General features: G+C 71.7%; 21 protein-coding genes. 10 read left to right on the top strand and 11 right to left on the bottom strand.

Going from position 1 to position 22565, the window contains the following annotated elements; translation table 11 throughout:
* Positions 1-101: 101 nt before the first annotated feature.
* A complete protein-coding gene (locus IE277_RS32130) occupies positions 102-794 on the top strand; it encodes a FadR/GntR family transcriptional regulator (protein ID WP_189957235.1) in 693 nt (230 codons plus the stop codon).
* On the opposite strand, the gene IE277_RS32125 is transcribed toward IE277_RS32130, so the two are convergent.
* From IE277_RS32125 to fabG, 3 genes are all read right to left on the bottom strand, one after another.
* A complete protein-coding gene (locus IE277_RS32125) occupies positions 772-1122 on the bottom strand; it encodes a hypothetical protein (RefSeq protein WP_189957234.1) in 351 nt (116 codons plus the stop codon). The genes IE277_RS32130 and IE277_RS32125 overlap by 23 nt on opposite strands.
* 253 nt (positions 1123-1375) lie before the next feature.
* A complete protein-coding gene (gene fabI, locus IE277_RS32120; RefSeq protein WP_189957233.1) occupies positions 1376-2143 on the bottom strand; it encodes an enoyl-ACP reductase FabI in 768 nt (255 codons plus the stop codon).
* Between the two features lie 5 nt (positions 2144-2148).
* Complete coding sequence (fabG, locus tag IE277_RS32115; RefSeq protein ID WP_189957232.1) at positions 2149-2868, bottom strand: 3-oxoacyl-[acyl-carrier-protein] reductase; 720 nt, start codon at positions 2866-2868, stop codon at positions 2149-2151.
* A gap of 250 nt (positions 2869-3118) precedes the next feature.
* Here fabG and IE277_RS32110 point away from each other — a divergent pair, with 250 nt between their 5' ends.
* The 3 genes from IE277_RS32110 to tyrS all read left to right on the top strand — a co-directional run bounded on the left by IE277_RS32110 (position 3119) and on the right by tyrS (position 7388).
* Positions 3119-4642, top strand: coding sequence for a TldD/PmbA family protein (locus IE277_RS32110; protein WP_189957231.1), 1524 nt, complete (start codon positions 3119-3121; stop codon positions 4640-4642).
* Complete coding sequence (locus IE277_RS32105) at positions 4639-6033, top strand: TldD/PmbA family protein (RefSeq protein WP_189957230.1); 1395 nt, start codon at positions 4639-4641, stop codon at positions 6031-6033. The genes IE277_RS32110 and IE277_RS32105 overlap by 4 nt, the downstream gene beginning before the upstream one ends.
* A gap of 86 nt (positions 6034-6119) precedes the next feature.
* Positions 6120-7388 carry a tyrosine--tRNA ligase gene (gene tyrS / locus IE277_RS32100; RefSeq protein WP_189957229.1) on the top strand — a complete coding sequence of 423 codons (1269 nt, stop codon included), beginning with the start codon at positions 6120-6122 and terminating at the stop codon, positions 7386-7388.
* A gap of 99 nt (positions 7389-7487) precedes the next feature.
* Here tyrS and IE277_RS32095 read toward each other — a convergent pair whose 3' ends face one another.
* A complete protein-coding gene (locus IE277_RS32095) occupies positions 7488-7775 on the bottom strand; it encodes a GlsB/YeaQ/YmgE family stress response membrane protein (RefSeq protein WP_189957228.1) in 288 nt (95 codons plus the stop codon).
* A 245-nt stretch (positions 7776-8020) separates the two neighbouring features.
* On the opposite strand from IE277_RS32095, the gene IE277_RS32090 reads away from it, so the two are divergent.
* Complete coding sequence (locus IE277_RS32090) at positions 8021-8413, top strand: DUF3099 domain-containing protein (RefSeq protein WP_189957227.1); 393 nt, start codon at positions 8021-8023, stop codon at positions 8411-8413.
* Positions 8414-8629: 216 nt separating this feature from the next.
* The gene (locus tag IE277_RS32085) at positions 8630-8848 is read left to right on the top strand and encodes a hypothetical protein (protein ID WP_189957226.1); all 219 of its coding nucleotides are present in this window, start codon (positions 8630-8632) and stop codon (positions 8846-8848) included.
* Between the two features lie 22 nt (positions 8849-8870).
* Here IE277_RS32085 and moaA read toward each other — a convergent pair whose 3' ends face one another.
* From moaA to IE277_RS32070, 3 genes are all read right to left on the bottom strand, one after another.
* Positions 8871-9860: a GTP 3',8-cyclase MoaA gene (gene moaA, locus IE277_RS32080; protein WP_229882112.1), complete on the bottom strand. Its 990-nt coding sequence runs from the start codon at positions 9858-9860 to the stop codon at positions 8871-8873.
* A 173-nt stretch (positions 9861-10033) separates the two neighbouring features.
* Positions 10034-11659: a monocarboxylic acid transporter gene (locus IE277_RS32075; protein ID WP_189957224.1), complete on the bottom strand. Its 1626-nt coding sequence runs from the start codon at positions 11657-11659 to the stop codon at positions 10034-10036.
* Positions 11656-12012, bottom strand: a complete 357-nt coding sequence (locus IE277_RS32070; RefSeq protein WP_189957223.1) for a DUF485 domain-containing protein — start codon at positions 12010-12012, stop codon at positions 11656-11658. Before IE277_RS32070 ends, IE277_RS32075 begins: the two co-directional genes overlap by 4 nt.
* 258 nt (positions 12013-12270) lie before the next feature.
* Here IE277_RS32070 and IE277_RS32065 point away from each other — a divergent pair, with 258 nt between their 5' ends.
* From IE277_RS32065 to IE277_RS32050, 4 genes are all read left to right on the top strand, one after another.
* Positions 12271-13800, top strand: a complete 1530-nt coding sequence (locus tag IE277_RS32065; protein ID WP_189957222.1) for a S8 family peptidase — start codon at positions 12271-12273, stop codon at positions 13798-13800.
* A 134-nt stretch (positions 13801-13934) separates the two neighbouring features.
* Complete coding sequence (locus IE277_RS32060; RefSeq protein ID WP_189957221.1) at positions 13935-15458, top strand: S8 family peptidase; 1524 nt, start codon at positions 13935-13937, stop codon at positions 15456-15458.
* Between the two features lie 99 nt (positions 15459-15557).
* Positions 15558-16934 (top strand): CoA transferase, encoded by a 1377-nt coding sequence (locus IE277_RS32055; protein ID WP_189957220.1) that lies wholly within the window; start codon positions 15558-15560, stop codon positions 16932-16934.
* A 100-nt stretch (positions 16935-17034) separates the two neighbouring features.
* Entirely contained in the window at positions 17035-18045 is a 1011-nt protein-coding gene (locus IE277_RS32050; RefSeq protein ID WP_189957219.1) for a CopD family protein, read from the top strand.
* Between the two features lie 11 nt (positions 18046-18056).
* Here IE277_RS32050 and IE277_RS32045 read toward each other — a convergent pair whose 3' ends face one another.
* From IE277_RS32045 to IE277_RS32030, 4 genes are all read right to left on the bottom strand, one after another.
* Positions 18057-19106, bottom strand: coding sequence for a zinc-dependent alcohol dehydrogenase family protein (locus IE277_RS32045; protein WP_189957218.1), 1050 nt, complete (start codon positions 19104-19106; stop codon positions 18057-18059).
* Between the two features lie 122 nt (positions 19107-19228).
* On the bottom strand, positions 19229-19939 hold the full coding sequence (locus IE277_RS32040) for a VIT1/CCC1 transporter family protein (RefSeq protein ID WP_189957217.1): 711 nt from the start codon (positions 19937-19939) through the stop codon (positions 19229-19231).
* A 55-nt stretch (positions 19940-19994) separates the two neighbouring features.
* Positions 19995-21221, bottom strand: coding sequence for an amidohydrolase family protein (locus tag IE277_RS32035; RefSeq protein WP_189957255.1), 1227 nt, complete (start codon positions 21219-21221; stop codon positions 19995-19997).
* Positions 21222-21244: 23 nt separating this feature from the next.
* Positions 21245-22540, bottom strand: coding sequence for an amidohydrolase family protein (locus tag IE277_RS32030; RefSeq protein WP_189957216.1), 1296 nt, complete (start codon positions 22538-22540; stop codon positions 21245-21247).
* Positions 22541-22565: the final 25 nt, after the last annotated feature.

Here is a 22565-nt window from a genome sequence, read left to right as displayed (position 1 = left end):
GGGTTTCCTCACATGCCATGAGACCCATCATAGAATCATGGGATGATTGGTTGTCCATTTCCGGCGCCTCCAGGCCCGGGACCGTCGTGCGAAGGTGTGCCATGCCCTTGAGCCACCCGCGCCGTTCGGCGCTGTCCGAGCAGGTCATCGCCGAGTTGCGAGGCCAGATCACCTCCGGCGAGTGGCCGGTCGGCTCCCGTATTCCGACGGAGCCGGAACTCGTCGAGCAGCTCGGTGTCGCCCGCAACACCGTCCGCGAGGCCGTCCGTGCGCTCGCGCACAACGGTCTGCTGGACATCCGGCAGGGCTCCGGCACCTATGTGGTCGCGACGAGCGAGCTGGCCGGCGTGATGCACCGCCGGTTCGCCGACGCCGATCCCCGCCACATCGCGGAGTTGCGCGCGGCCCTGGAGTCGGCCGCGGCGAGACTGGCCGCCGAGCGGCGCACCGAGAAGGACCTCAAGCAGTTGGACGCGCTCATGGAGCGGCGTGAGGGAACCTGGGAGACCGGCGACCCGGAGGCCTTCGTGGCGGCCGACGCCACCTTCCACATGGCCGTCGTGGCCGCCTCCCACAACGACGCGATGACGGCGATGTACGCGGACCTGGGCGAGGTGCTGCGCGACTGGCTGCGCGCGGACGTGGGCGCGGAGCTGACCCCGCAGACGCACATGGATCACGCCCGCCTGGTGGAGGCGATCCGCGCCCAGGACGCGGAGGCGGCGGCGGCCGAGGCCGCCAGCTATCCGTTCCTGTGCCGGCCGGACCGGTTCAGTGCTCGTTCTGGTGGCTGATCCAGACGGGGCCGACTTCCTTCCAGCACCGGCCCGCGAGCCGTACGGTCATGTCCGGCCCGGTGTCCGCCGGTGCGCTGTCGGTGTCGATGTCCCACCACCGGACGCACTCGATGTGCAGGCGCACACGGTCGATGTCGACATAGGGATTGTGGCAGTAGGCCACCACGTGGGAGCCGTTGACGGACGTGCGGCAGGCGGCCCCGAAGAGGGGCTGCGCCGGCGGTCCCCCGTCCGCCACGCGCGCGTAGGGCATCGCGTCGTACGGCAGGGAGAGCACCAGGGCGACGGCCAGGGTCACGGGGGCCGGGCTGCGGTGCAGGCGCACAAGGGGACCTCCTCGGCCAGGCTGCGGAGGGGCGCGCACAGGGGCGCGTAATCCAGGGTGCGCCGCTTGGACCGGTGGACGCGCGGCCGGGGGACCGATCGGGTGACGCGCCCCGCGCGGCGGTCTGCCCGGCGGTCTGCGCCGCCCCCGCGCCCCCGTCGACGCGCCCCCGCACCCCCACCTGGCACGGCTGAGGCCCGCGCCCCCGGAGGGACACGGGCCTCAGCCGTCGTTCATGCCTCGGCGGCGACGGTCACGCGCCGATGGCGTGCAGACCGCCGTCGACGTGGATGATCTCGCCGGTGGTCTTCGGGAACCAGTCGCTCAGCAGGGCGACGATGCCCCGGCCGGCCGGCTCGGGGTCCTTGAGGTCCCACTCCAGCGGGGCACGGGAGTCCCACACGGAGGCCAGCTCGGCGAAGCCCGGGATGGACTTGGCGGCCATGGAGCCGATCGGGCCGGCGGAGACGAGGTTGCAGCGGATGTTCTGCTTGCCCAGGTCGCGCGCCATGTAGCGGCTGGTGGCCTCCAGGGCGGCCTTGGCCGGGCCCATCCAGTCGTACTGCGGCCAGGCGAACTGCGCGTCGAAGGTGAGGCCGACGACCGAGCCGCCGTTCTGCATCAGCGGCAGGCAGGCCATGGTCAGCGACTTCAGGGAGTACGCCGAGACGTGCATGGCGGTGGCCACGGACTCGAACGGGGTGTTGAGGAAGTTGCCGCCGAGCGCGTCCTGCGGCGCGAAGCCGATGGAGTGCACGACGCCGTCGAGGCCGCCCAGCTCCTCACCGACGATGTCGGCGAGCCGGCCGAGGTGCTCGTCGTTGGTGACGTCCAGCTCGATGACCTTGGTGGGCTTCGGCAGCTTCTTGGCGATGCGCTCGGTCAGGGTGGGCCGCGGGAAGGCGGTCAGGATGATCTCCGCGCCCTGCTCCTGGGCCAGCTTGGCCGCGTGGAAGGCGATGGAGGACTCCATCAGCACACCGGTGATCAGGACGCGCTTGCCCTCGAGGATTCCGCTCATGGTGATCAGTGACCCATTCCCAGTCCGCCGTCAACGGGGATGACGGCTCCAGTGATGTACGAGGCGTCGTCCGAGGCGAGGAACCGCACCGTCGCGGCGATCTCCTGCGGCTGTGCGTAACGGCCGAGCGGCACCTTCGAGACGATGTCCTGGCGCTGCTCGTCGCTCAGCACCTTGGTCATGTCGGTGTCGACGAAACCGGGCGCGACGACGTTGAAGGTGATGTTGCGCGAGCCCAGCTCACGGGCGAGGGAGCGCGCGAAACCGACCAGGGCGGCCTTGGAGGCGGCGTAGTTCGCCTGACCCGCGGAGCCGAGCAGACCGACCACGGACGAGATCAGGACGACGCGGCCCTTCTTGGCACGCAGCATGCCGCGGTTGGCACGCTTGACGACCCGGAAGGTGCCGGTGAGGTTGGTGTCGATGACCGAGGTGAAGTCCTCCTCGGACATGCGCATCAGGAGCTGGTCCTTCGTCACACCGGCGTTGGCGACGAGAACCTCGACCGGACCGTGCTGGTCCTCGATCTCCTTGTAGGCCTGCTCCACCTGCTCCGGGTCGGTGATGTCGCACTTGACGGCCAGACAGCCCAATTCCTTCAGGACGGCCGGCGGCTCACCCGAGCGGTATGTGATCGCAACCTTGTCACCGGCGTCGGCGAATGCGCGGGCGATGGCGAGGCCGATGCCCCGGTTGCCTCCGGTGACGAGAACCGAGCGGCTCAACGGATCACCCTTTCGATAGCGGTCTGCAGATGTCCGACAACCCGCCCGAACACCTGGATGACAGGCGGCTTCATCGAAAACCTATCGGTACGACCGTGTCCGTGGGCAATCGGGCACCGACAGTGGCTCGGGTGAGTCGCTGTCGGGTCCCTACAGAAACGGCCCCGCCCCGGACGGGAAAGGTGTGGTCCGCCGGGCCGACGCCGCGACATGATCGGACCTGACAGGCCACGACAGCAGGGAGACCTCCGTGCCTCATTCCATCGACGAAGCCTTCACGGCGCTTCCGCTACGGTCCCTCGCCGACGCCGCGTTGGCACGCGCGCGTGCGCTCGGGGCCGAGCACGCGGACTTCCGTCTCGAGCGGGTGCGCAGCGCGTCCTGGCGGCTGCGGGACGCCAAGCCCGCCGGTTCGTCGGACACCACCGACCTCGGCTATGCGGTCCGGGTCGTGCACGGCGGTACGTGGGGCTTCGCCTCCGGTGTGGACCTGACCATGGACGCGGCCGCCCGGGTGGCCTCGCAGGCCGTGGCCATGGCCAAGCTGTCCGCGCAGGTCATCAAGGCCGCCGGGTCGGAAGAGCGGGTGGAGTTGGCGGACGAGCCCGTGCACACGGACCGCACATGGGTCTCGTCGTACGACATCGATCCCTTCTCCGTGCCCGACGAGGAGAAGGCCGCGCTGCTGGCGGAGTGGAGCGGGCGGCTGCTGGCGGCGAACGGCGTCAGCCATGTGGACGCCTCGCTGCTCACCGTCCACGAGAACAAGTTCTACGCCGACACCGCCGGGACCGTGACGACCCAGCAGCGGGTGCGGCTGCATCCGGAGCTGACCGCGGTGTCGGTGGACGACTCCAGCGGCGAGTTCGACTCGATGCGCACGCTCGCGCCGCCGGCCGGCCGGGGCTGGGAGTATCTGACCGGCACCGGCTGGGACTGGGACGCGGAGCTGGCGCGGATCCCGGAGCTGCTCGCCGAGAAGATGCGGGCGCCGAGCGTGGAGGCGGGCCTGTACGACCTGGTGGTCGATCCGTCCAACCTGTGGCTGACCATCCACGAGTCCATCGGCCACGCCACCGAGCTGGACCGCGCGCTCGGCTACGAGGCCGCCTATGCCGGCACCTCCTTCGCCACCTTCGACCAGCTCGGCAAGCTGAGGTACGGCTCCGAGCTGATGAACGTCACCGGCGACCGCACCGCCGAGCACGGCCTCGCGACCATCGGGTACGACGACGAGGGTGTCGAGGCGCAGTCCTGGGACCTGGTGAAGGACGGCACGCTGGTCGGTTACCAGCTGGACCGGCGGATCGCCCGGCTCACCGGGTTCGACCGCTCCAACGGCTGCGCGTACGCCGACTCCCCCGCGCATGTGCCGGTGCAGCGCATGGCCAACGTCTCGCTCCGGCCGGACCCGGCGGGGCTGTCCACCGAGGACCTGATCGGCGGCGTCGACCGGGGCATCTACGTGGTCGGCGACCGGTCCTGGTCGATCGACATGCAGCGATACAATTTCCAGTTCACCGGGCAGCGCTTCTTCAAGATCGAGAACGGGCGGATCACCGGGCAGCTGAGGGATGTCGCCTACCAGGCGAACACGACCGACTTCTGGGGCTCGATGGCCGCCGTCGGCGGTCCGCAGACCTATGTCCTCGGCGGCGCCTTCAACTGCGGCAAGGCCCAGCCCGGCCAGGTGGCCGCCGTGTCGCACGGGTGCCCCTCGGCTCTGTTCAGGGCAGTGAACATCCTCAACACCACGCAGGAGGCCGGTCGATGAGCGCCCGTACCCACAAGCCGCACGAGATCGTCGAGCAGGCACTGGCGCTGTCCCGGGCCGACGGCTGTGTCGTGATCGCCGACGAGCAGTCCACCGCCAACCTGCGCTGGGCGGGCAACGCGCTCACCACGAACGGTGTGACGCGCGGTCGTACGCTCACCGTCATCGCGACCGTGGACGGCAAGGAGGGCACGGCCTCCGGTGTCGTGTCGCGTTCGGCGGTCACCGCGGACGAGCTGGAGCCGCTGGTGCGGGCCGCCGAGGCCGCCGCGCGCGGTGCCGGGCCCGCCGAGGACGCGCAGCCGCTGGTCACCGATGTGCCGGTGTCGCCGGACTTCACGGACGCGCCGGCCGAGACCTCCTCCGCCGTGTTCGCCGACTTCGCGCCGGCGCTCGGCGAGGCGTTCGCACGCGCGCGTGCGGGCGGCCGTGAGCTGTACGGCTTCGCCAACCACGAGCTGGTGTCGACGTACCTGGGGACGTCCACCGGGCTGCGGCTGCGGCACGACCAGCCCACCGGCACGCTGGAGTTGAACGCCAAGTCGCCCGACCGCACGCGTTCGGCGTGGGCCGGCCGCTCCACCCGGGACTTCAAGGACATCGACCCGGGCGCGCTCGACGCCGAGCTGGCCGTCCGGCTCGGCTGGGCCGAGCGCCGGGTGGAGCTGCCCGCGGGCCGGTACGAGACGTTGCTGCCGCCCACGGCCGTGGCGGACCTGCTGATCTACCAGCTGTGGTCGGCATCGGGCCGGGACGCGGCCGAGGGCCGGACGGTGTTCTCCAAGCCGGGCGGCGGGACACGCGTCGGCGACAAGCTCGCCGAGCTGCCGCTGACCCTGCGCAGCGATCCGGACGAGCCGGGCCTGGAGTGCGCGCCCTTCGTCGTCGCCCACTCCTCGGGCGGCGATCAGTCCGTGTTCGACAACGGGCTGCCGGCGCGGGCCACCGAGTGGATCGACGAGGGCCTGCTGGCCCATCTGACGACCACCCGGCACAGCGCGGCCCTGACCGGGCTGCCCGTGGCCCCGGCGCTCGGGAACCTGATCCTGGACGGCGGGGGCGACCGCTCGCTCCAGGAGATGGTCGCGGACACCGAACGGGGGCTGCTGCTGACCTGCCTGTGGTACATCCGCGAGGTCGACCCGGCGACGCTGCTGCTCACGGGCCTGACCCGGGACGGCGTCTATCTCGTGGAGAACGGCGAGGTGACCGGCCAGGTGAACAACTTCCGGTTCAACGAGTCGCCGGTGGACCTGCTGCGGCGGGCCTCGGAGGCGGGGCGTACGGAGCAGACGCTGCCGCGTGAGTGGAGCGACTGGTTCACCCGGGCCGCGATGCCCGCGCTGCGGATCCCGGATTTCAACATGAGCTCTGTCAGTCAGGGCGTATAACCTCGTAGGCGTTCGTGGTCGGGCGTCACCCGGCCACCCGAGGACCACTGAAGATCACTGAAGACCACTGAGGAGACACGAGAACCGTGACGGACATCGTCGACGAGCTGAAGTGGCGGGGGCTCATCGCCCTCTCCACCGACGAGGACGCATTGCGCAAGGCGTTCGCGGACGGTCCTGTCACGTTCTATTGCGGCTTCGACCCGACCGCGCCCAGCCTGCACCTCGGCAATCTGGTGCAGATCCTGACGATGCGCCGCATCCAGCAGGCGGGCCACCGTCCGCTGGGCCTGGTCGGGGGTGCCACCGGTCTGATCGGTGACCCGAAGCCCACCGCGGAGCGCACGCTGAACGCGCCCGAGGTCGTCGCGCAGTGGGTGGAGCGGCTGCGCGCGCAGATCGAGCCGCTGCTGGACTTCGAGGGCCCGAACGCCGCGGTCATGGTCAACAACCTGGACTGGACCCAGGGCCTGTCGGCCATCGAGTTCCTGCGGGACATCGGCAAGCACTTCCGGGTCAACAAGATGATCGCCAAGGAGGCCGTCTCCCGGCGGCTCAACTCCGAGGCGGGCATCAGCTACACCGAGTTCAGCTACCAGATCCTGCAGGGCATGGACTTCCTGGAGCTGTACCGGCGGTACGGCTGCACGCTGCAGACCGGCGGCAGCGACCAGTGGGGCAACCTCACCTCCGGCACCGATCTGATCCACCGGGTCGAGCCGGAGGCCGTGGTGCACGCGCTCGGCACCCCGCTGATCACCAAGGCGGACGGCACCAAGTTCGGCAAGACCGAGTCCGGCACGGTGTGGCTCGACCCCGAGATGACCACGCCGTACGCGTTCTACCAGTTCTGGGTCAACGCGGACGACCGGGACGTCGCCAAGTTCCTGCGCATCTTCAGCTTCAGGTCCCGCGAGGAGATCGAGGAGCTGGAGCGGCAGACCGAGGAGCGGCCGCAGGCGCGGGCCGCGCAGCGGGCGCTCGCCGAGGAGCTGACGACGCTGGTGCACGGCGCCGACCAGACGGCCGCGGTGATCGCCGCGTCGAAGGCTCTCTTCGGGCAGGGCGAGCTGGCGGATCTGGACAGCAGGACCCTGGCCGCGGCGCTGTCCGAGGTGCCGCACATCCAGGTCGCCGAGCTGGGTGCCGTGGTCGATCTGTTCGCCGAGGTCGGGCTCGTCGCCAGCAAGTCCGCGGCCCGGCGGACCGTGAAGGAGGGCGGGGCCTACGTGAACAACGTGAAGGTCACCTCGGAGGACGCGGTGCCGGCGGCCGAGGAGCTGCTGGACGGACGGTGGCTGGTGCTGCGGCGAGGGAAGAAGAACCTGGCCGCCGTGGAGGTCACAGGCGCCTGAGCGCCGAGAGGGGCGTGGGGGATCTGGCGGCTGTGGGTTCGTCGTGGCTGGTCGCGCAGTTTCCCGCGCCCCTTCCGGGGCGCTCCCCGTCAGCGGTTTTCAGGCTCCGGCCTGCTGTTGTTTCTTCTTGCCCAGCGTCGCCATGTAGAGGGCGTCCACGGCCCCGACGATGATGATCGCGGCCACCAGCTGGAAGATGTGCCGGCTCCAGTCGATGCCTCGGGTCGCGGCGACGCCCACGGCGCGGGCGATCGCGTTGCCCACGATGGCGCCGAGCATGCCGCAGATGGTGGTCAGCCACAGCGGGCTGTGCTGTCTGCCGGGGATGACCGCCTTGGCGATGAGGCCGAGCACGAATCCCACGATGATCGCCCACAACCAGCCCATGGCTGCCTCCTCGTACGGCTCGACGTGAGCATTACGGCCAGTGTGGGTCGGTGGGCCGTACGGCGCATGTCGGGTTCCCCCGTGCGCGGCGGGGCCGGAGGCATTACCGCAGGCAGCGGGCGACCCGGTCTCGTGGGCGGCGCGGCCGCGGCGTAACGTGGGAGTCGTCCCGGCCGGTTCCCCGCCGGGCCGGGGACGACGGTGCGGGCCGGGGAGAGTCCGATGCGGGCGGATGGTGGAATGTGATGCGGAAACAGCACGGTGGCGGCACCCAGGTTTTCCGGATCACCGGTGCCCGGACGGGGCTCGCCGAGGACGTACGAGGCCGCCAGCGGCGGTACGTCATCTCGATGACGATCCGTACGCTGTCGGTGATCCTCGCTGTCGTGCTGTGGAACGTCGAACGGTACGTCGCCTTCGTCGCCCTGGTGGCCGGTGCGCTGCTTCCCTATGTGGCCGTGGTGATCGCGAACGCGGGCCGGGAGCGGCCGCCGTCGCTGCCCTCGACGTTCATCGCCGCGCCGAGCATGCCGATGATCACGCCGCCGCGGTCGGAGGAGCCTCGGACGGAGTCCGTTCCGGAGGATGCGGCGGCTCATCCGACGGGGGCGCGGGGTGAGCGGTCCGACCCGGCGTGAGCGCGGCGGGTGCGTCGAAAACGGAATGCGACCTCCCGTCAAGCTCAAGAAAAGCTCAGATCAATCGTGTAGTTCCAGTGCCGGGCGGCGGGGTACCCGTGACATACTGCGTACGCGCTCCGCATCCCCCGTCGGAGCGACGGACCGACGCCGGGCAGCTCCCCCCGTGGCTGCTCGGCGTCGCCTTGTCCGGGCCTCTTTCTGCGAGACGAACCTGTGAGTGACGAGACCCCGATCTGCTCCGCCAAGGGCTGCCACGCCGCTGCCGTGTGGGTGCTGGCGTGGAACAACCCGAAGATCCATACGCCGGAGCGGCGCAAGACATGGCTTGCCTGCGAGGAGCATCGCGAGCATCTTTCGCAGTTCCTCGGGGTGCGGGGGTTCTTGAAGGACGTGGTGAAGTTCGCGGACTGGCAGGATCCCGGAGGGGTCTAGGGCCTGTCCGGCGGATCAGACCCTAGCCGCCGATCGCCGACATCGGCCGGTCCGGCTGCACGAACGACGGGTCGTCCAGGCCCGCGCCCGCCTTCTTGCCCCACATCGCCAGCTTCCAGATGCGGGCGATCTCCTCGTCGGGAGCGTCCGAGCGCAGGGCCGCGCGGAGGTCGGTCTCCTCGGTTGCGAACAGGCATGTGCGTATCTGGCCGTCTGCCGTGAGGCGGGTGCGGTCGCAGGCCGCGCAGAAGGGGCGGGTGACCGAGGCGATGACGCCGACCCGGTGCGGGCCGCCGCCCACCAGCCAGCGCTCCGCCGGTGCCGAGCCGCGGGCGTCGGCGCCCTCGGGGGTGAGGTCGAAGCGGGTGCGCAGGGAGGCGAGGATGTCTCCGGCGGTGACCATGCCGTCGCGCTTCCAGCCGTGCTGGGCGTCCAGGGGCATCTGCTCGATGAACCGCAGCTCATAGCCATGGTCCATGGCCCAGGCCAGCAGGTCGGGGGCCTCGTCCTCGTTCAGGCCCGGCATCAGGACCGAGTTGATCTTGACGGGGGTGAGGCCTGCCGCGTGGGCGGCTTCCAGGCCCTCGATGACGTCCTTGTGCCGGTCACGGCGGGTCAGGGTCTTGAAGACATCCGGGCGGAGGGTGTCCAGGGAGACATTGACCCGGTCCAGTCCGGCGGCCTTCAGGGCGGTCGCGGTGCGCTTGAGGCCGATGCCGTTGGTGGTGAGGGACATCTGGGGGCGCGGGGCGAGGGCCGCGACGCGCTCGACGATGCCGACCAGGCCGGGGCGGAGCAGGGGCTCGCCGCCGGTGAAGCGGACCTCCTCGATGCCGAGCATCCGCACGGCGATGTCGATGAGGCGGACGATCTCGTCGTCCGTGAGCAGGTCGGGCTTCGCCAGCCACTGCAGGCCCTCCTCGGGCATGCAGTACGTGCAGCGCAGATTGCAGCGGTCGGTCAGCGAGACCCTCAGGTCGGTGGCCACTCGGCCGTAGGTGTCGATGAGCACGTGGGCCCCCTCCCTCTTCGCTCCACTCATTGTCCGTCACGGATGAGCCGTCCGTCATCGACGAGCCTACGTGACACCACTGACAACGACAGCGGCCCGATCCGACGAGGTGCGGGACGGCCGCGTCGTAGGACCGTACAGGACCGGTCCGACGCGGCCGTCGTACGAAGGTGTCAGTGCGCTCCGGTGCCGGTCAGGGACCGCACCTCCAGTTCGGCGTACTTCCCCGCGTCCGGGGCCTCCTTCGACAGCAGGGTGCCCAGGGCACCGAGCAGGAAGCCGACGGGGATGGAGATGATGCCGGGGTTCTCCAGCGGGAACCAGTGGAAGTCGACATCGGGGAACATCGAGGCGGGGCTTCCGGAGACCACCGGCGAGAACAGCACCAGGCCGACGGCGGTGACCAGGCCGCCGTAGATCGACCACAGGGCGCCCGCGGTGGTGAACCGCTTCCAGAACAGGCTGTAGAGGATGGTCGGCAGGTTGGCGGAGGCCGCGACCGCGAAGGCGAGGGCGACCAGGCCGGCCACGTTCAGGTCGCGGGCGAGGGCGCCGAGGAGGACGGAGACCGCGCCGATGCCGACGGTCGCCCAGCGGGCCGCGCCGAGCTCCTGCTTCTCGGTGGCCTGGCCCTTCTTGATGACGTTGGCGTAGATGTCGTGCGCGAAGGACGACGAGGACGCCAGGGTCAGTCCGGCGACGACGGCGAGGATCGTGGCGAAGGCGACCGCCGAGATGGTCGCGAGCAGGATCGCGCCCCAGTCGGAGTCGACGCCGCCCAGGTGCAGCGCCAGGAGCGGCGCCGCCGTGTTGCCCGCCTTGTTGGAGGCGATGATCTCGGCCGGCTTGATGAGGGCCGCCGCTCCGAAGCCGAGGGCGAGGGTCATCAGGTAGAAGGCGCCGATCAGGCCGATCGCCCAGATGACCGACTTCCGCGCGGCCTTCGCGGTGGGGACGGTGTAGAAGCGGATCAGGATGTGCGGCAGACCCGCGGTGCCGAGCACCAGGGCGATACCGAGCGAGAGGAAGTCCAGTTTGGTGGTGCCGGTGGCGCCGTACTTCAGGCCGGGCTGGAGGAAGGCCGCACCCTTGCCGCTGTTGTCGGCGGCCTTGCCGAGCAGATCGGAGATGTTGAAGTGGAACTTCAGCAGGACCAGGAAGGTCAGCAGCAGGGCGCCCAGGATCAGCAGCACCGCCTTGACCATCTGGACCCAGGTGGTGCCCTTCATGCCGCCGATGGTGACGTACACGATCATCAGGACGCCGACCAGGGCGACGATGCCGATCTTGCCGCCGTCGCTGGTGATGCCGAGCAGGAGCGAGACGAGGACGCCGGCGCCGGCCATCTGCGCGAGCAGGTAGAAGATCGATACGACGATGGTGGAGGTGCCGGCGGCGGTGCGGACGGGGCGCTGGCGCATCCGGTACGCGAGTACGTCGCCCATGGTGTAGCGGCCGGAGTTGCGCAGCGGCTCGGCGACCAGGAGCAGGGCGACGAGCCAGGCGACGAGGAAGCCGATGGAGTACAGGAAGCCGTCGTAGCCGAAGAGGGCGATGGCGCCGGCGATGCCGAGGAAGGACGCCGCGGACATGTAGTCGCCGGAGACGGCGAGGCCGTTCTGGAATCCGGTGAACTGCCGTCCGCCGGCGTAGAAGTCGGCGGCGTCCTTGGTCTGGCGGCCCGCCCAGACGGTGATGACGAGGGTCGCGGCGACGAACACCGCGAACAGGGTGATGATCAGCGGCCGGTGCTGGGTCGCCTCGCCGGCGGCGAGCAGGGTGTGCGGTGCGGGGCTCATGCGCCGCCCTCCATCCGGGACTTGATGGCCTCGGCCTTCGGGTCGAGCTTGGCGGCGGCGTGCCGGGCGTACCACCAGGCGATGAGGAAGGTGGTCAGGAACTGGGCGAGGCCGAGGACGAGGGCGACGTTGATGTTGCCGGCGACCTTGGTGCCCATGAATCCGTCCGCGTAGTTCGACAGCAGCACGTAGAGCAGGTACCAGGCGATGAAGGCGACGGTCAGCGGGAAGGCGAAGGAGCGGTGGGTGCGGCGCAGTTCACCGAACTCCGCGCTCTGCTGCACCTCGGCGAACTCCTCGGCGGAGGGAAGGGGTGTCCCCGGCGTGGCGGGGGGCGGTGTCTCGGTGGCCACGGGATCTCCTCGCGTTGCGGATGCGATGACGAACGGGGGGACCGATGGTGCTCACGGTCCCTGTCCAAGGTCACGGCGCCACGCGAGGGCCGGTTCAAGTCCTATGAGTTCTTTCGCAAGCGGTCTGGGGAAGCCATTGCCAAGACATTGCTGTCCGGTGAGCTGTGGGGATAGCTTCTGCCTGCACCACTCGCCATGTACCTGCCCGAACGCCACCGTGTCTCGGGCTGTTTCGTATCCGGATGAAGTGGAGATCCCATGGCTCATCTGCGCTCCAGACGCCGGCTCGCGCTCGCGGTGCCCGTCGTGCTGTCACTCACCGCCTCGCTCGGCTTCCTGCCGGCGGCGGCCTCGGCGGCACCCGTCGTGGCACCGGCGGCGCGGGCGGCGGACGACGGACCGAACCTCGCGTACGTGGTCAACACCCGCACGGATCAGCGCACGATCGAGTCCGTGCGGCGCGCGATCGTCCGCAACGGCGGTTCCGTGGTGGCCGGTTACGACCGGATCGGCGTGGTCGTCGCGCACTCCGCGAGCCCGGACTTCGCCGCGCGGATGCGCGCGGTGCCCGGGGTGGACTCGGCCGGCGCCACGCGGACCGCGCCGCTGAGCGCCGCGGGGACGACCGACGAGGGCACGGTGCAGGTCCTGTCGAAGGCCGAGGCCGCGAAGCTCGCCCTGAGCGCGGCGCCGGGCCAGGAGCCGTACGAGGCGGACCAGTGGGATCTGCGGGCCATCGGCGCCGACGAGGCCGCGCGGATCGACCCGGGCAGCGCCGGCGTGACCGTCGGCGTCATCGACACCGGCGTCGACGACACCCACCCGGACATCGCCCCGAACTTCTCCGCGGCCCAGTCGGCGAACTGTGTGAGCGGCAAGGCGGACACGACGTACGGCGCGTGGCGCCCGGTGGACGCCGGCCACTACCACGGCACCCATGTGGCGGGCGAGATAGCCGCGGCCCGCAACGGCATAGGCGTGGCCGGTGTGGCGCCGGGCGTGAAGGTCGCCGGCATCACCGTGGCCCAGCCGGACGAGAAGTCGCTGTTCTATCCCGAGAGCGTGGTCTGCGCGTTCGTGTTCGCCGCGGACCACGGCATCCAGATCACCAACAACAGCTACTACGTTGATCCATGGATGTACAACTGCATGGACGACCCCGATCAACGCGCCATAGTTGACGCGGTCAATAGGGCACAGTCGTACGCCCAGCGCAGGGGCACACTCAATGTGGCCTCGGCGGGCAACTCCAATCACGATCTGGACGCGGACGCGGTCACGGACACCTCCAGCCCCGACGACTCCACCGCCACGACCCGCACCGTCGACCCGCACACGTGCTTCGACGTGCCGACCCAGCTGCCCGGTGTGGTGACCGTGAGCTCGGTGGGCGTGAAGGGCGCCAAGGCGTACTACTCCAACTACGGCCAGGGCGTGATCGACGTGGCGGGGCCGGGCGGCGACAAGTACCAGATCCCGGACACGCCGTCGAAGAACGGCCGCATCCTGTCCACCCTGCCGAACGGCCAGTACGGCTTCCTGCAGGGCACCTCGATGGCCGCCCCGCACGTGTCCGCGGTGGCCGCGCTGCTGAAGTCGGCGCATCCGCACGCCACTCCGGCCGCCTTGCAGGCCCTGCTGAAGGCCGAGGCGGACAACCCGGGCTGCCCGAGCGGCCCTTACGACGGCGACGGGGACGGCGTCGTGGACGCGACCTGCGCCGGCGGCACACACGTCAACGGCTTCTACGGCTTCGGCGTGGTCGACGCGCTGCGCGCGGTCAAGTAACCGTATTCCTACGTCACTTGAGACCATCCCGGCACGCCTCCCCTTCCGGCACGCTCACCTTCCGGCGCCTCCCGCACCGCCGTGACTCCCGCACGGCACGCCCGCGCCACCAACGAACTGGAGACAACCGACCCATGACAGCGCCCACGCCGCGCTATCGCCGCGCCCTCGCGATCCCGGCCGGAATGACCCTGGCCACGGCACTCGCGTTCCTGCCGAACGTCGCCGCGTCGGCGGCGGAGACCACCCCGGCGGCCACCGCCGACGGGCCGATGCTCAGCTATGTCGTCAACGTCCGCCCGGGCCATGGCGTTTCCGCGCACGTGCAGCGGGCGATCGCCGAGGCCGGCGGCTCGGTGGTGATCGCGTACGACCGGATCGGCGTGATCGTCGCCCACTCCGCCCGCCCCGGCTTCGCCGCGGAGATCCGCCGGGTGCGTGGGGTGGACTCGGCCGGCGCCACCCGCAACGCTCCGCTGCCCGCCCAGTCCACCACCGACGTCGGCACCCCGAAGGCACTCGGCGCCGAGGAGGTCGCCGCGGCCGGGGCGAAGGCGACGGCGGGGCAGGACCCGCTGGAGCCGCTGCAGTGGGACCTCCCGGCCATGAAGGCGGACAAGGCGCACGAGAAGACCCTCGGCAGTCCGGACGTCACGGTCGCCGTCATCGACACCGGCGTGGACGACACCCACCCGGACATCGCGCCCAACTTCGACCGCGCGGCCTCCGCCAGCTGCGTCTCCGGCAAGCCCGACACGACGGACGGGGCCTGGCGGCCGCGCGGGTCGGAGAGCCCGCACGGGACGCACGTGGCGGGTGAGATCGCGGGGGCGAAGAACGGCGTCGGCATCACGGGTGTGGCGCCGGGCGTCAAGGTGGCCGGCATCAAGGTCGGCAACCCCGACGGCTACTTCTATACGGAGGCCGTGGTCTGCGGCTTCATGTGGGCGGCCGAACATCACGTCGACGTGACCAACAACAGCTATTACACCGACCCCTGGTACTTCAACTGCACCGGCGACCCGGACCAGAAGGCGCTGGTGGACGCCGTCACCCGGGCCTCGCGGTACGCGGAGGGGAAGGGCACGGTCAACGTCGCGGCGGCGGGCAACGAGAACTACGACCTCGCGTCGGACTCGATCACCGACCCCGCCTCCCCGAACGACGGCACCCCCTCGGACCGGGTGATCGACCCCCACACCTGCTACGACATACCGACCCAGCTGCCGGGTGTCGTGACCGTCGCGGCGACGGGCGCGAAGGGCCTGAAGTCGTCGTACTCCAACTACGGCCTCGGCGTGATCGACATCGCCGCGCCCGGTGGCGACTCGACCACCTACCAGAAGCCCGAGCCCCCGGCGACCAGCGGTCAGATCCTGGGCCCGCTGCCGGGCGGCAAGTGGGGCTACATGTCCGGCACCTCGATGGCGACCCCGCATGTCGCGGGCGTTGCCGCATTGATCAAGTCAACCCATCCACATGCCCCGGCCGCTCTGGTCAAGGCACTGCTGTACGCGGAGGCCGACGCCACGCCGTGCACGAAGCCGTACGACATCAACGGTGACGGCAAGGTCGACGCGGTCTGCGAGGGAGGCAGGAACTACAACGGCTTCTACGGCTTCGGCACGGCGGACGCTCTGGCCGCGGTGACCAAGTAGGGTTCGCGTTCCATATCGTCCCTATCTGGACGTCCATATCCGGTCGCCCACATCTGCCCTGTCCACGCCTTGATTGAGTCAATACTGCATAGTGCAGTCATGACTGCTATCAAGTTCGCGTGGTCCGCGCTGGGCGGCGATCCCGCTCATCTCGCACGACTGACCACCGTGACGCGGGAGGGCGCGCTCCAGGCGCGCCTTCCCGTACGGGAGCTGGCCGGTGCCTGCGTCGGAGCCTGCGCGCTGGCCGCCGCGGAGCTGGCGGCCCGCCGAGCCGGACTCGCCGAGCCGCCCGGTGTCCGGGTCGACGACGGCGCCGTGGCAGCCGCCTTCCACAGTGAACGGCATCTGCTGGTCGACGGGCGGGCCCCGGTCGTCTTCGCGCCGCTGTCGCGGTTCTGGCGGACCGCCGACGGCTGGGTGCGCACCCACGCCAACTACTCGCACCACCGGGCCCGGTTGCTCGGCGCGCTGGACCTGCCGGCCGACGCCTCGGTGGAGGCGGTGGCCGCCCGGCTCGCCGAGCGCCCGGCGCTGGAGGCCGAGGAGGCCGTCCACGGCGCCGGCGGCCTCGCCGTGGCCCTGCGCACCCCGAAGCAGTGGCGGGCGCACGAGCAGGCCGCCGAGGTGGCCGCACGGCCGCTGGTCGAGCGCGAGCGGGCGACCACGGCACCCGCGCGCGTGCTCGCGCCGCTGGACCCGGCCGCCGCTCCCCTGCTGCCCGCCGCCGGACTGCGCGTGCTGGACCTGACCCGCGTTCTCGCCGGCCCGGTCGCCACCCGCACCCTCGCCCTGCTGGGCGCGGACGTGCTGCGCCTGGACGCCCCCTGGCTGCCCGAACTCCCCGACCAGCACGCCGACACGGGCTTCGGGAAGCGGTCCGCCACGCTCGACGCGGGGGCCGACCCGGACACCTTCGGGGAACTGCTGGCCGCGGCCGACGTCGTCGTCACGGGCTACCGGCCGGGCGCCCTCGACCGCTTCGGCCTCTCCCCGCGGGCGCTGTTCGCGCGCCGGCCCGGACTGGTCGTGGCGCAGATCTCGGCGTGGGGCGCGTACGGCCCCTGGGGCGCGCGGCGCGGCTTCGACAGTCTGGTGCAGGCCGCGACCGGCATCGCCGCCACCGAGGGTTCGGCCGAGGAGCCGGGCGCGCTGCCCGCGCAGGCACTCGACCACGGCAGCGGCTATCTGCTCGCGGCGGCCGTCCTGCGGGCGCTGACCGAGCAGTCGTACGACGGGGGCGGCCGGCTCGTGCGGCTGGCGCTGGCCCGGACCGCGCACTGGCTGACGGACGGGATCGAGCCGGCCGCCGCCGCGGGGGCACCGTACGAGGGGCCGCGGGCCTGGCTCACCGAGACGGACGGCCCGCTGGGGCGACTGCGGCACGCGCGGCCGCCGGTGGCCTTCGCGGGCGGCCCCGTCGCCTGGGCGCGACCGCCGGTTCCCTGGGGGTCGGACAGCGCACGCTGGCGCTGACCGCACCGGCGGCCGGAAACGTACATATGCACGGAATGCCGTACCTCTGTTTGTTTTCCGGTACTTGCCCGCTTCTGCGCCGACTGGCGAGGATCACGGGGTGCGCTTGCTACGACGGACCGCCGGGGCGACCGACGTGCGGGGCCGCGCCCGGCGGCCCGGCACCGGCCGGGCCGCCGCCCTGCTGGTCCTGGTGGCGCTGGGCGCCCTGATCCCGCTGCTCGGGCCGTCGGCCGCGCTGCACGGCACCGGGGAGGCCGCCGCACCGGGGGTCGGCGGCATCGGGCTGCTGCGCACGGTGCTGATCGCCGCCGTCAGCGTGCCCCTGGGGGAGCTGTTCGCGCACCGGCTCGCCCGGCGTCTGCCCGGCGCCCCGCCCGAACGGCCGTGCAGCTGGGCGCCGTTGGCCACCACCACCGGGTTCCTGGCCGCGCTGGCGCTCGCCGCGGTGGTGTCCGCCGGCGATCTGGTCCCGCACCGCCTGGGTCAGATCGACGTCGGCGGCCTGTACGGCTCCAGGGACGGCAGGCTGGCGCTGCTGGAGGTCAACGGCTTTCTGCTGGCGGCCCTGTGCGCGTACGCGCGGCGCCCGGCGGCACAGGTGTGGCCGCTGGCCGCGGTGGTGGTCGCGGAGGCCCTGCGCGCGCATCCGGCCACCGAGCAGAGCCCGCTGGTCGGCTCGGGGCTGACGCTGGTGCACCTGACGTGCGCGGCACTGTGGACCGGCGGTCTGCTGCACACGCTGCGGCTGCTGCGGCGGTGGCGGGGCGAGGCGGCCGGGCCCGCGCTGCTCGCCCGCTACGCGCGCGTGGCGGGCGTCCTGCTGGCGGCCGTCACCGCGACGGGCGTGTGCAGTTCGCTGCGGCGCATGCCGTCGGCGACGATCCTGGACCAGCTGACGACGACGGCGTACGGGCGCGCCGTGCTGGCCAAGGTGATCCTCGTCGCCGCCGTCGCGCTGCTCGCGCTGTGGGCGCGGCTCCAGCTGAGCCGGGCGCCCGACCCGCTGACCGCGTACCCGCCCGCGCGGGCCGAGCTGATCGCCCTGGGCGCGGTCATCGCGGTCTCGGGCCTGCTCACCGCGCTGCCGCTGCCGATCCGCTGGTCCTAGCGGGTCACCGCCTACTGGTCGTTGGTGACGAGCACCTTGAGGGCCGTGCGCTCGTCCATGGCCTTGTAGCCCTCCGGTACGGCCTCGATGCCGACGGTCAGGTCGAACACCGGCGAGGGGTCGATCGTGCCGTCCAGGACGTCGGGCAGCAGGTCGGGGATGTAGGCGCGGACCGGGGCGACACCGCCGCGCAGGGCGATGTTCCGGTCGAACATGACGCCGAGGTCGAGGCCGGTGCCGCTGCCGTGGGGCACGCCCACGAAGCCGATCGCGCCGCCGTCGCGGGTGATGTTGACCGCCGTACGCATGGACTGTTCGGTACCGACGGCCTCGACCACGGCGTGCGCGCCCTGGCCGCGGGTGAGTTCCCGGACGGCCTCGACGGCCGCGTCCCCACGCTCGGCGACGACGTCGGTGGCGCCGAACCGGCGTGCGATGTCGGTACGGACCTCGTGCCGGCCGAGCGCGATGATCCGCTCGGCACCCAGCCGCTTGGCGGCCAGGACGGCGCACAGGCCGACCGCGCCGTCACCGACGACGGCGACCGTGGCGCCGGGGCGGGCGCCCGCGCCGAGGGCCGCGTGGTGGCCGGTGCCGAGGACGTCGGAGAGGGTCAGCAGGGCGGACAGCAGGTGGTCGTCGGAGGCCGCGTCCTTCGGCAGCTGGACCAGGGTGCCGTCGGCGAAGGGCACGCGCACGGCCTCGCCCTGGCCGCCGTCGTAGCCGACGGAGCCCCAGAAGCCGCCGTGCTCGCAGGACGTCGTCAGGCCCTCGCGGCAGTAGTCGCAGACGCCGTCGGACCACATGAAGGGCGCGACCACGAGATCGCCACGCCGGACCGTGCTCACCTCGCCGCCGGTCTCCTCCACGACACCGAGGAACTCGTGCCCGATGCGCTGGCCGGGCTGCCGGGCCGCCTCGCCGCGGTAGGCCCACAGGTCGCTGCCGCAGATGCAGGCGCGCAGCACCCGTACGACGGCGTCCGTGGGCAGCTGCACCACGGGCTCGGGGACGTCCTCCACGCGCATGTCGTAGGGGGCGTGGATGGTGGTGGCGCGCATGGCGAGGGTCCTTCTCGTGCGGGACGGTGCGGTGCGCCCAGGGGGTGGTCGAGCGCACTTCACCGTACGACGCCGCGTGTGGCGGCCGCGCGCCGAGGGGGCCGTGGGACCGGCGGGGGTGATCAGACGCCCGCGGCGCCCAGCAGGCTGCCCGCCGCGTAGGTGACCCCCATGGCCAGCGCCCCGCCCACCACATTGCGTACGACCGCCCGGCCGGGGTCCGCCGAGCCGAGCCGGGCGCCGGACCAGCCGGTGAGGACGAGCGCGGCCAGGACGGAGCCGACGGTGACGGGCAGCCGCCAGGCGGTCGGGGGCAGGACGATGGCCAGCAGGGGCAGCAGCGCGCCCACCGTGAAGGCCAGGAAGCTCGCCCAGGCCGCGTGCCAGGGGTTGGTCAGCTCGTCGGGGTCGATGCCGAGCTCCACGCGCGCGTGGGCCCGCAGCGCGTCCCGCGCGGTGAGCTGTTCGGCGGCCTCACGGGCCACGTCGCGGGACAGGCCGCGCTCCTGGAGCAGCGTGGTCAGCTCCAGCAGCTCGGCCTCCGGCTGCTCCCGCAGTTCCCGTCTCTCCACGGCCAGCGCGGCCACCTCGGAGTCGCGCTGGGTGGAGACGGAGACGTACTCGCCGGCCGCCATGGACATGGACCCGGCGAGCAGTCCGGCCAGTCCCGCGGTGAGCAGGGCGGACCGGCTCTCGGTCGCGCCGGCCACGCCGACGACGATGCCCGCGGTGGAGACGATGCCGTCGTTCGCGCCGAGCACGGCGGCCCGCAGCCAGTTCAGCCGCGAGCCGAGCGCACCCCCGTGAGCCTCTTCGTGGGTGGGTTCCGTCACAGCAGGGAGGATCGCATTTCCACGGCCGCAGGTCCGGCAGGACGCACCCCTGACGTCACCACACCCGAAGCGACGCCCCCCGTGCGAAGACCGGGCTGGTCGCGTCCGCCGGGGGTTTTGGGAGGGGTTCGGCGACCTCGGTCACCGTGGGGCCCGCCTTCGCCGCGATCGGGTCGAGAAGGGCGAGGTCGAAGCCGTAGACACGGGCCGCGTTGCCGCCGAGCATGGCGGCCAGTTCCTCGCGCGCGACGCCCGCGTAGGCGAACCGCAGGGCCTCCCGGGTGTAGGGATGGGTGCCCTCGTCGTGCGGGTAGTCGCTGCCCCACATGATCTTGTCGACGCCGATGCGGTCGCGCAGCGGCACCTCGTGCGGGCGCATGAAGCTGGCGCCGACGAAGCAGTTCTCCCGCCACACCTGGGACGGCGGCGCGCCCATCCCGGCGGCCAGCCCGGTGCCGAACCTGGCCTCGGCGGTGTCGGCCTTCGAGGCCGCGACCAGGCGGCCGTGGTAGTAGTCCAGCATGCCGAGCACCCCGGGGATCCAGCCGGAGCCCTGTTCGGTCAGGACCAGTCGCAGCTCCGGGTGGCGGCGGAAGGCACCGCCGAACACCAGGTGCCACAGGGCGCGGTGGGAGAACCAGGTCGTCTCCACCATGAAGACCGCGCGGGCGGCCGGTTCCTCGCCGAGCGGCGGGGAGGCCGAGCCGGCGTGGTGGTTGACGGGCAGGCCGAGTTCGGCGCACGCGGCCCAGATCGGGTCGTACACCGGCGAGTGCAGCTCGGGCAGGCCGGAGCCGGGCGGGGTGCCGGGCAGCATCAGGCCGCCCTTCAGGCCCGCCGAGGCGGCCCAGCGGATCTCCTTCACCGCCTCCTCGACATCGCCCAGCAGGATCTGGAAGACACCCGCGCGGCGGCCCGGCGCCGCCGCGCAGAAGTCCGCGAGCCAGCGGTTGTGGGCACGCAGTCCGGCCCAGCGGCGCCGGAAGTCCTCAGCGGTCGGCGGCGGTGCCATCAGGGAGCCCGACGGGAAGAACGGCGGGATGGTGTTCGGGAAGATCACCTCCGCCACGATGCCGTCCGCCTCCAGCTCCGCGAGGCGCCGCTCGGAGTTCCAGTTGCGGTCGGCGGCGTCGGCGAGGAGGTCCTCGTAGGGGTTGACGTACGTGGCCGCCCAGACGTCGAAGTCGTCGTGGTGGCGCCTGTCCAGATACGGCCTGTAGTCGAGCAGGTCGGCGCCGGCGTGGCAGTCGGCGGAGATCACGGTGTAGCGGTCGTCGTTCATCGGGTCGCCTCCGGAACCCTCGCTCATCGGGTCACCCCCAGCGTCGGGAAGTCCTCGCCGGTCAGCCAGTGCCGGCCGGTCTCGCGGGAGCGCGCCCAGGACGCCTCGACGGCCGCCTGGTCCGCCGGCTGGCCGAGGTCGGCGGGACTCGGGCCGATGCGGCGGGCCAGCGGCGCGAGTTTCGCCGTGTCGAAGCCGAAGACCTCGGCGGCGGCGAGGCCCAGCATGCGGCGGGTCTCGGCGACGGGGATGTCGTGGAAGGTACGGCGCAGCCACGCGCGCGTGTCGGGCCAGGTGCCCTCCGGGTGCGGGAAGTCGCTGCCCCAGAGGATGTTGTCGACGCCGATCTCGTAGCGCTGGGCCAACTCGCGCCGTTTGGTGTTGGTGGCGCAGACGAAGATCTGCCGGTCCAGGTACTCGTGCGGCGGGCGCTTCAGCTCCTGGAACGGGGAGAGTTTCTTGCCGCCGTGGGCGCCGAGGTAGAGGCGGTCCATGAACCACAGCAGGTTCGGCAGCCACCAGCAGCCGGACTCGGCGACGCCGAAGCGCAAGGCCGGATGGCGCTCGAAGACGCCGGACCAGAGCAGGAACCACAGCGGCCGGGCCGGCCACCAGGTCACCTCGCTCACATAGATGCCGAGGTGGTCGCCGTAGTCCTCGCGCGGGGCGGCGCCGGAGTGGGTGAGCACGGGCATGCCGCACTCGGCGGCGGCCGCCCACACGGGGTCGTAACGGCGGTCGTGGTACGGCTCCTTGTCGACCCACATGGCGGGGATCATCAGGGCGCCGAGGCCGGACTCCTTGGCGCGGTGGACCTCGGCGACGGCCTCGGACACCTCGCCGGTGATCGGCAGCAGGGCGACCCCGCAGTGCCGTTCGGGGCGGGCGGAGACGAAGTCCGCCAGCCAGCGGTTGTGCGCCCGCGCGCCCGCCATGCCCAGTTCCGGGTCCTGGTCGCCGGACAGGCCGAGGCCCACACCGAAGGGGGCGGCGGTGCGGCTGTCGACGGCGTCGGCGTCCGGGAAGACCACCTCGGCGGCGACGCCGTCGCCGTCCAGCTCCTTCAGGCGCTGCGCGGTGTCCCAGCCGCCGCGCAGGCCTTCCTCGTTGTCGTGGAACCACTTGTCGGCGAAGGCCTCGTTGCGGACGCCGAGCCGGGTCATCTCCTCGCGGCGCCGGCCCTGGCCCGCGAGGAAGTCGTCGAAGTCCCGGTGGAAACGGGACTCCAGATAGGGCCGGTACTCCTCGGTGGGCAGCCCGGCGTGACAGTCCGAGGAGATGATCAGATACGGGTCCCCGCCGGAAACAGCGTCGGTCACAGCAGCCTCCCGGTCAGTCGAGCGG

This window comes from Streptomyces alanosinicus (assembly GCF_014650595.1).
Classification (GTDB): domain Bacteria; phylum Actinomycetota; class Actinomycetes; order Streptomycetales; family Streptomycetaceae; genus Streptomyces; species Streptomyces alanosinicus.
Note: the sequence above shows the minus strand (reverse complement) of the source record. Positions and strands in the feature narration are given on the sequence as shown.

What these genes read in the sequence shown, in the direction of transcription:
- IE277_RS32090 (WP_189957227.1), top strand. Translation starts at nt 8,021, where the DNA reads ATGCGGAAACAGCACGGTGGCGGCACCCAGGTTTTCCGGATCACCGGT.
- fabI (WP_189957233.1), bottom strand. Translation starts at nt 2,143, where the DNA reads ATGAGCGGAATCCTCGAGGGCAAGCGCGTCCTGATCACCGGTGTGCTG.
- IE277_RS32055 (WP_189957220.1), top strand. Translation starts at nt 15,558, where the DNA reads ATGACTGCTATCAAGTTCGCGTGGTCCGCGCTGGGCGGCGATCCCGCT.
- IE277_RS32105 (WP_189957230.1), top strand. Translation starts at nt 4,639, where the DNA reads ATGAGCGCCCGTACCCACAAGCCGCACGAGATCGTCGAGCAGGCACTG.
- IE277_RS32130 (WP_189957235.1), top strand. Translation starts at nt 102, where the DNA reads ATGCCCTTGAGCCACCCGCGCCGTTCGGCGCTGTCCGAGCAGGTCATC.
- IE277_RS32095 (WP_189957228.1), bottom strand. Translation starts at nt 7,775, where the DNA reads ATGGGCTGGTTGTGGGCGATCATCGTGGGATTCGTGCTCGGCCTCATC.
- IE277_RS32065 (WP_189957222.1), top strand. Translation starts at nt 12,271, where the DNA reads ATGGCTCATCTGCGCTCCAGACGCCGGCTCGCGCTCGCGGTGCCCGTC.
- IE277_RS32075 (WP_189957224.1), bottom strand. Translation starts at nt 11,659, where the DNA reads ATGAGCCCCGCACCGCACACCCTGCTCGCCGCCGGCGAGGCGACCCAG.
- IE277_RS32060 (WP_189957221.1), top strand. Translation starts at nt 13,935, where the DNA reads ATGACAGCGCCCACGCCGCGCTATCGCCGCGCCCTCGCGATCCCGGCC.
- IE277_RS32045 (WP_189957218.1), bottom strand. Translation starts at nt 19,106, where the DNA reads ATGCGCGCCACCACCATCCACGCCCCCTACGACATGCGCGTGGAGGAC.
- IE277_RS32035 (WP_189957255.1), bottom strand. Translation starts at nt 21,221, where the DNA reads ATGAACGACGACCGCTACACCGTGATCTCCGCCGACTGCCACGCCGGC.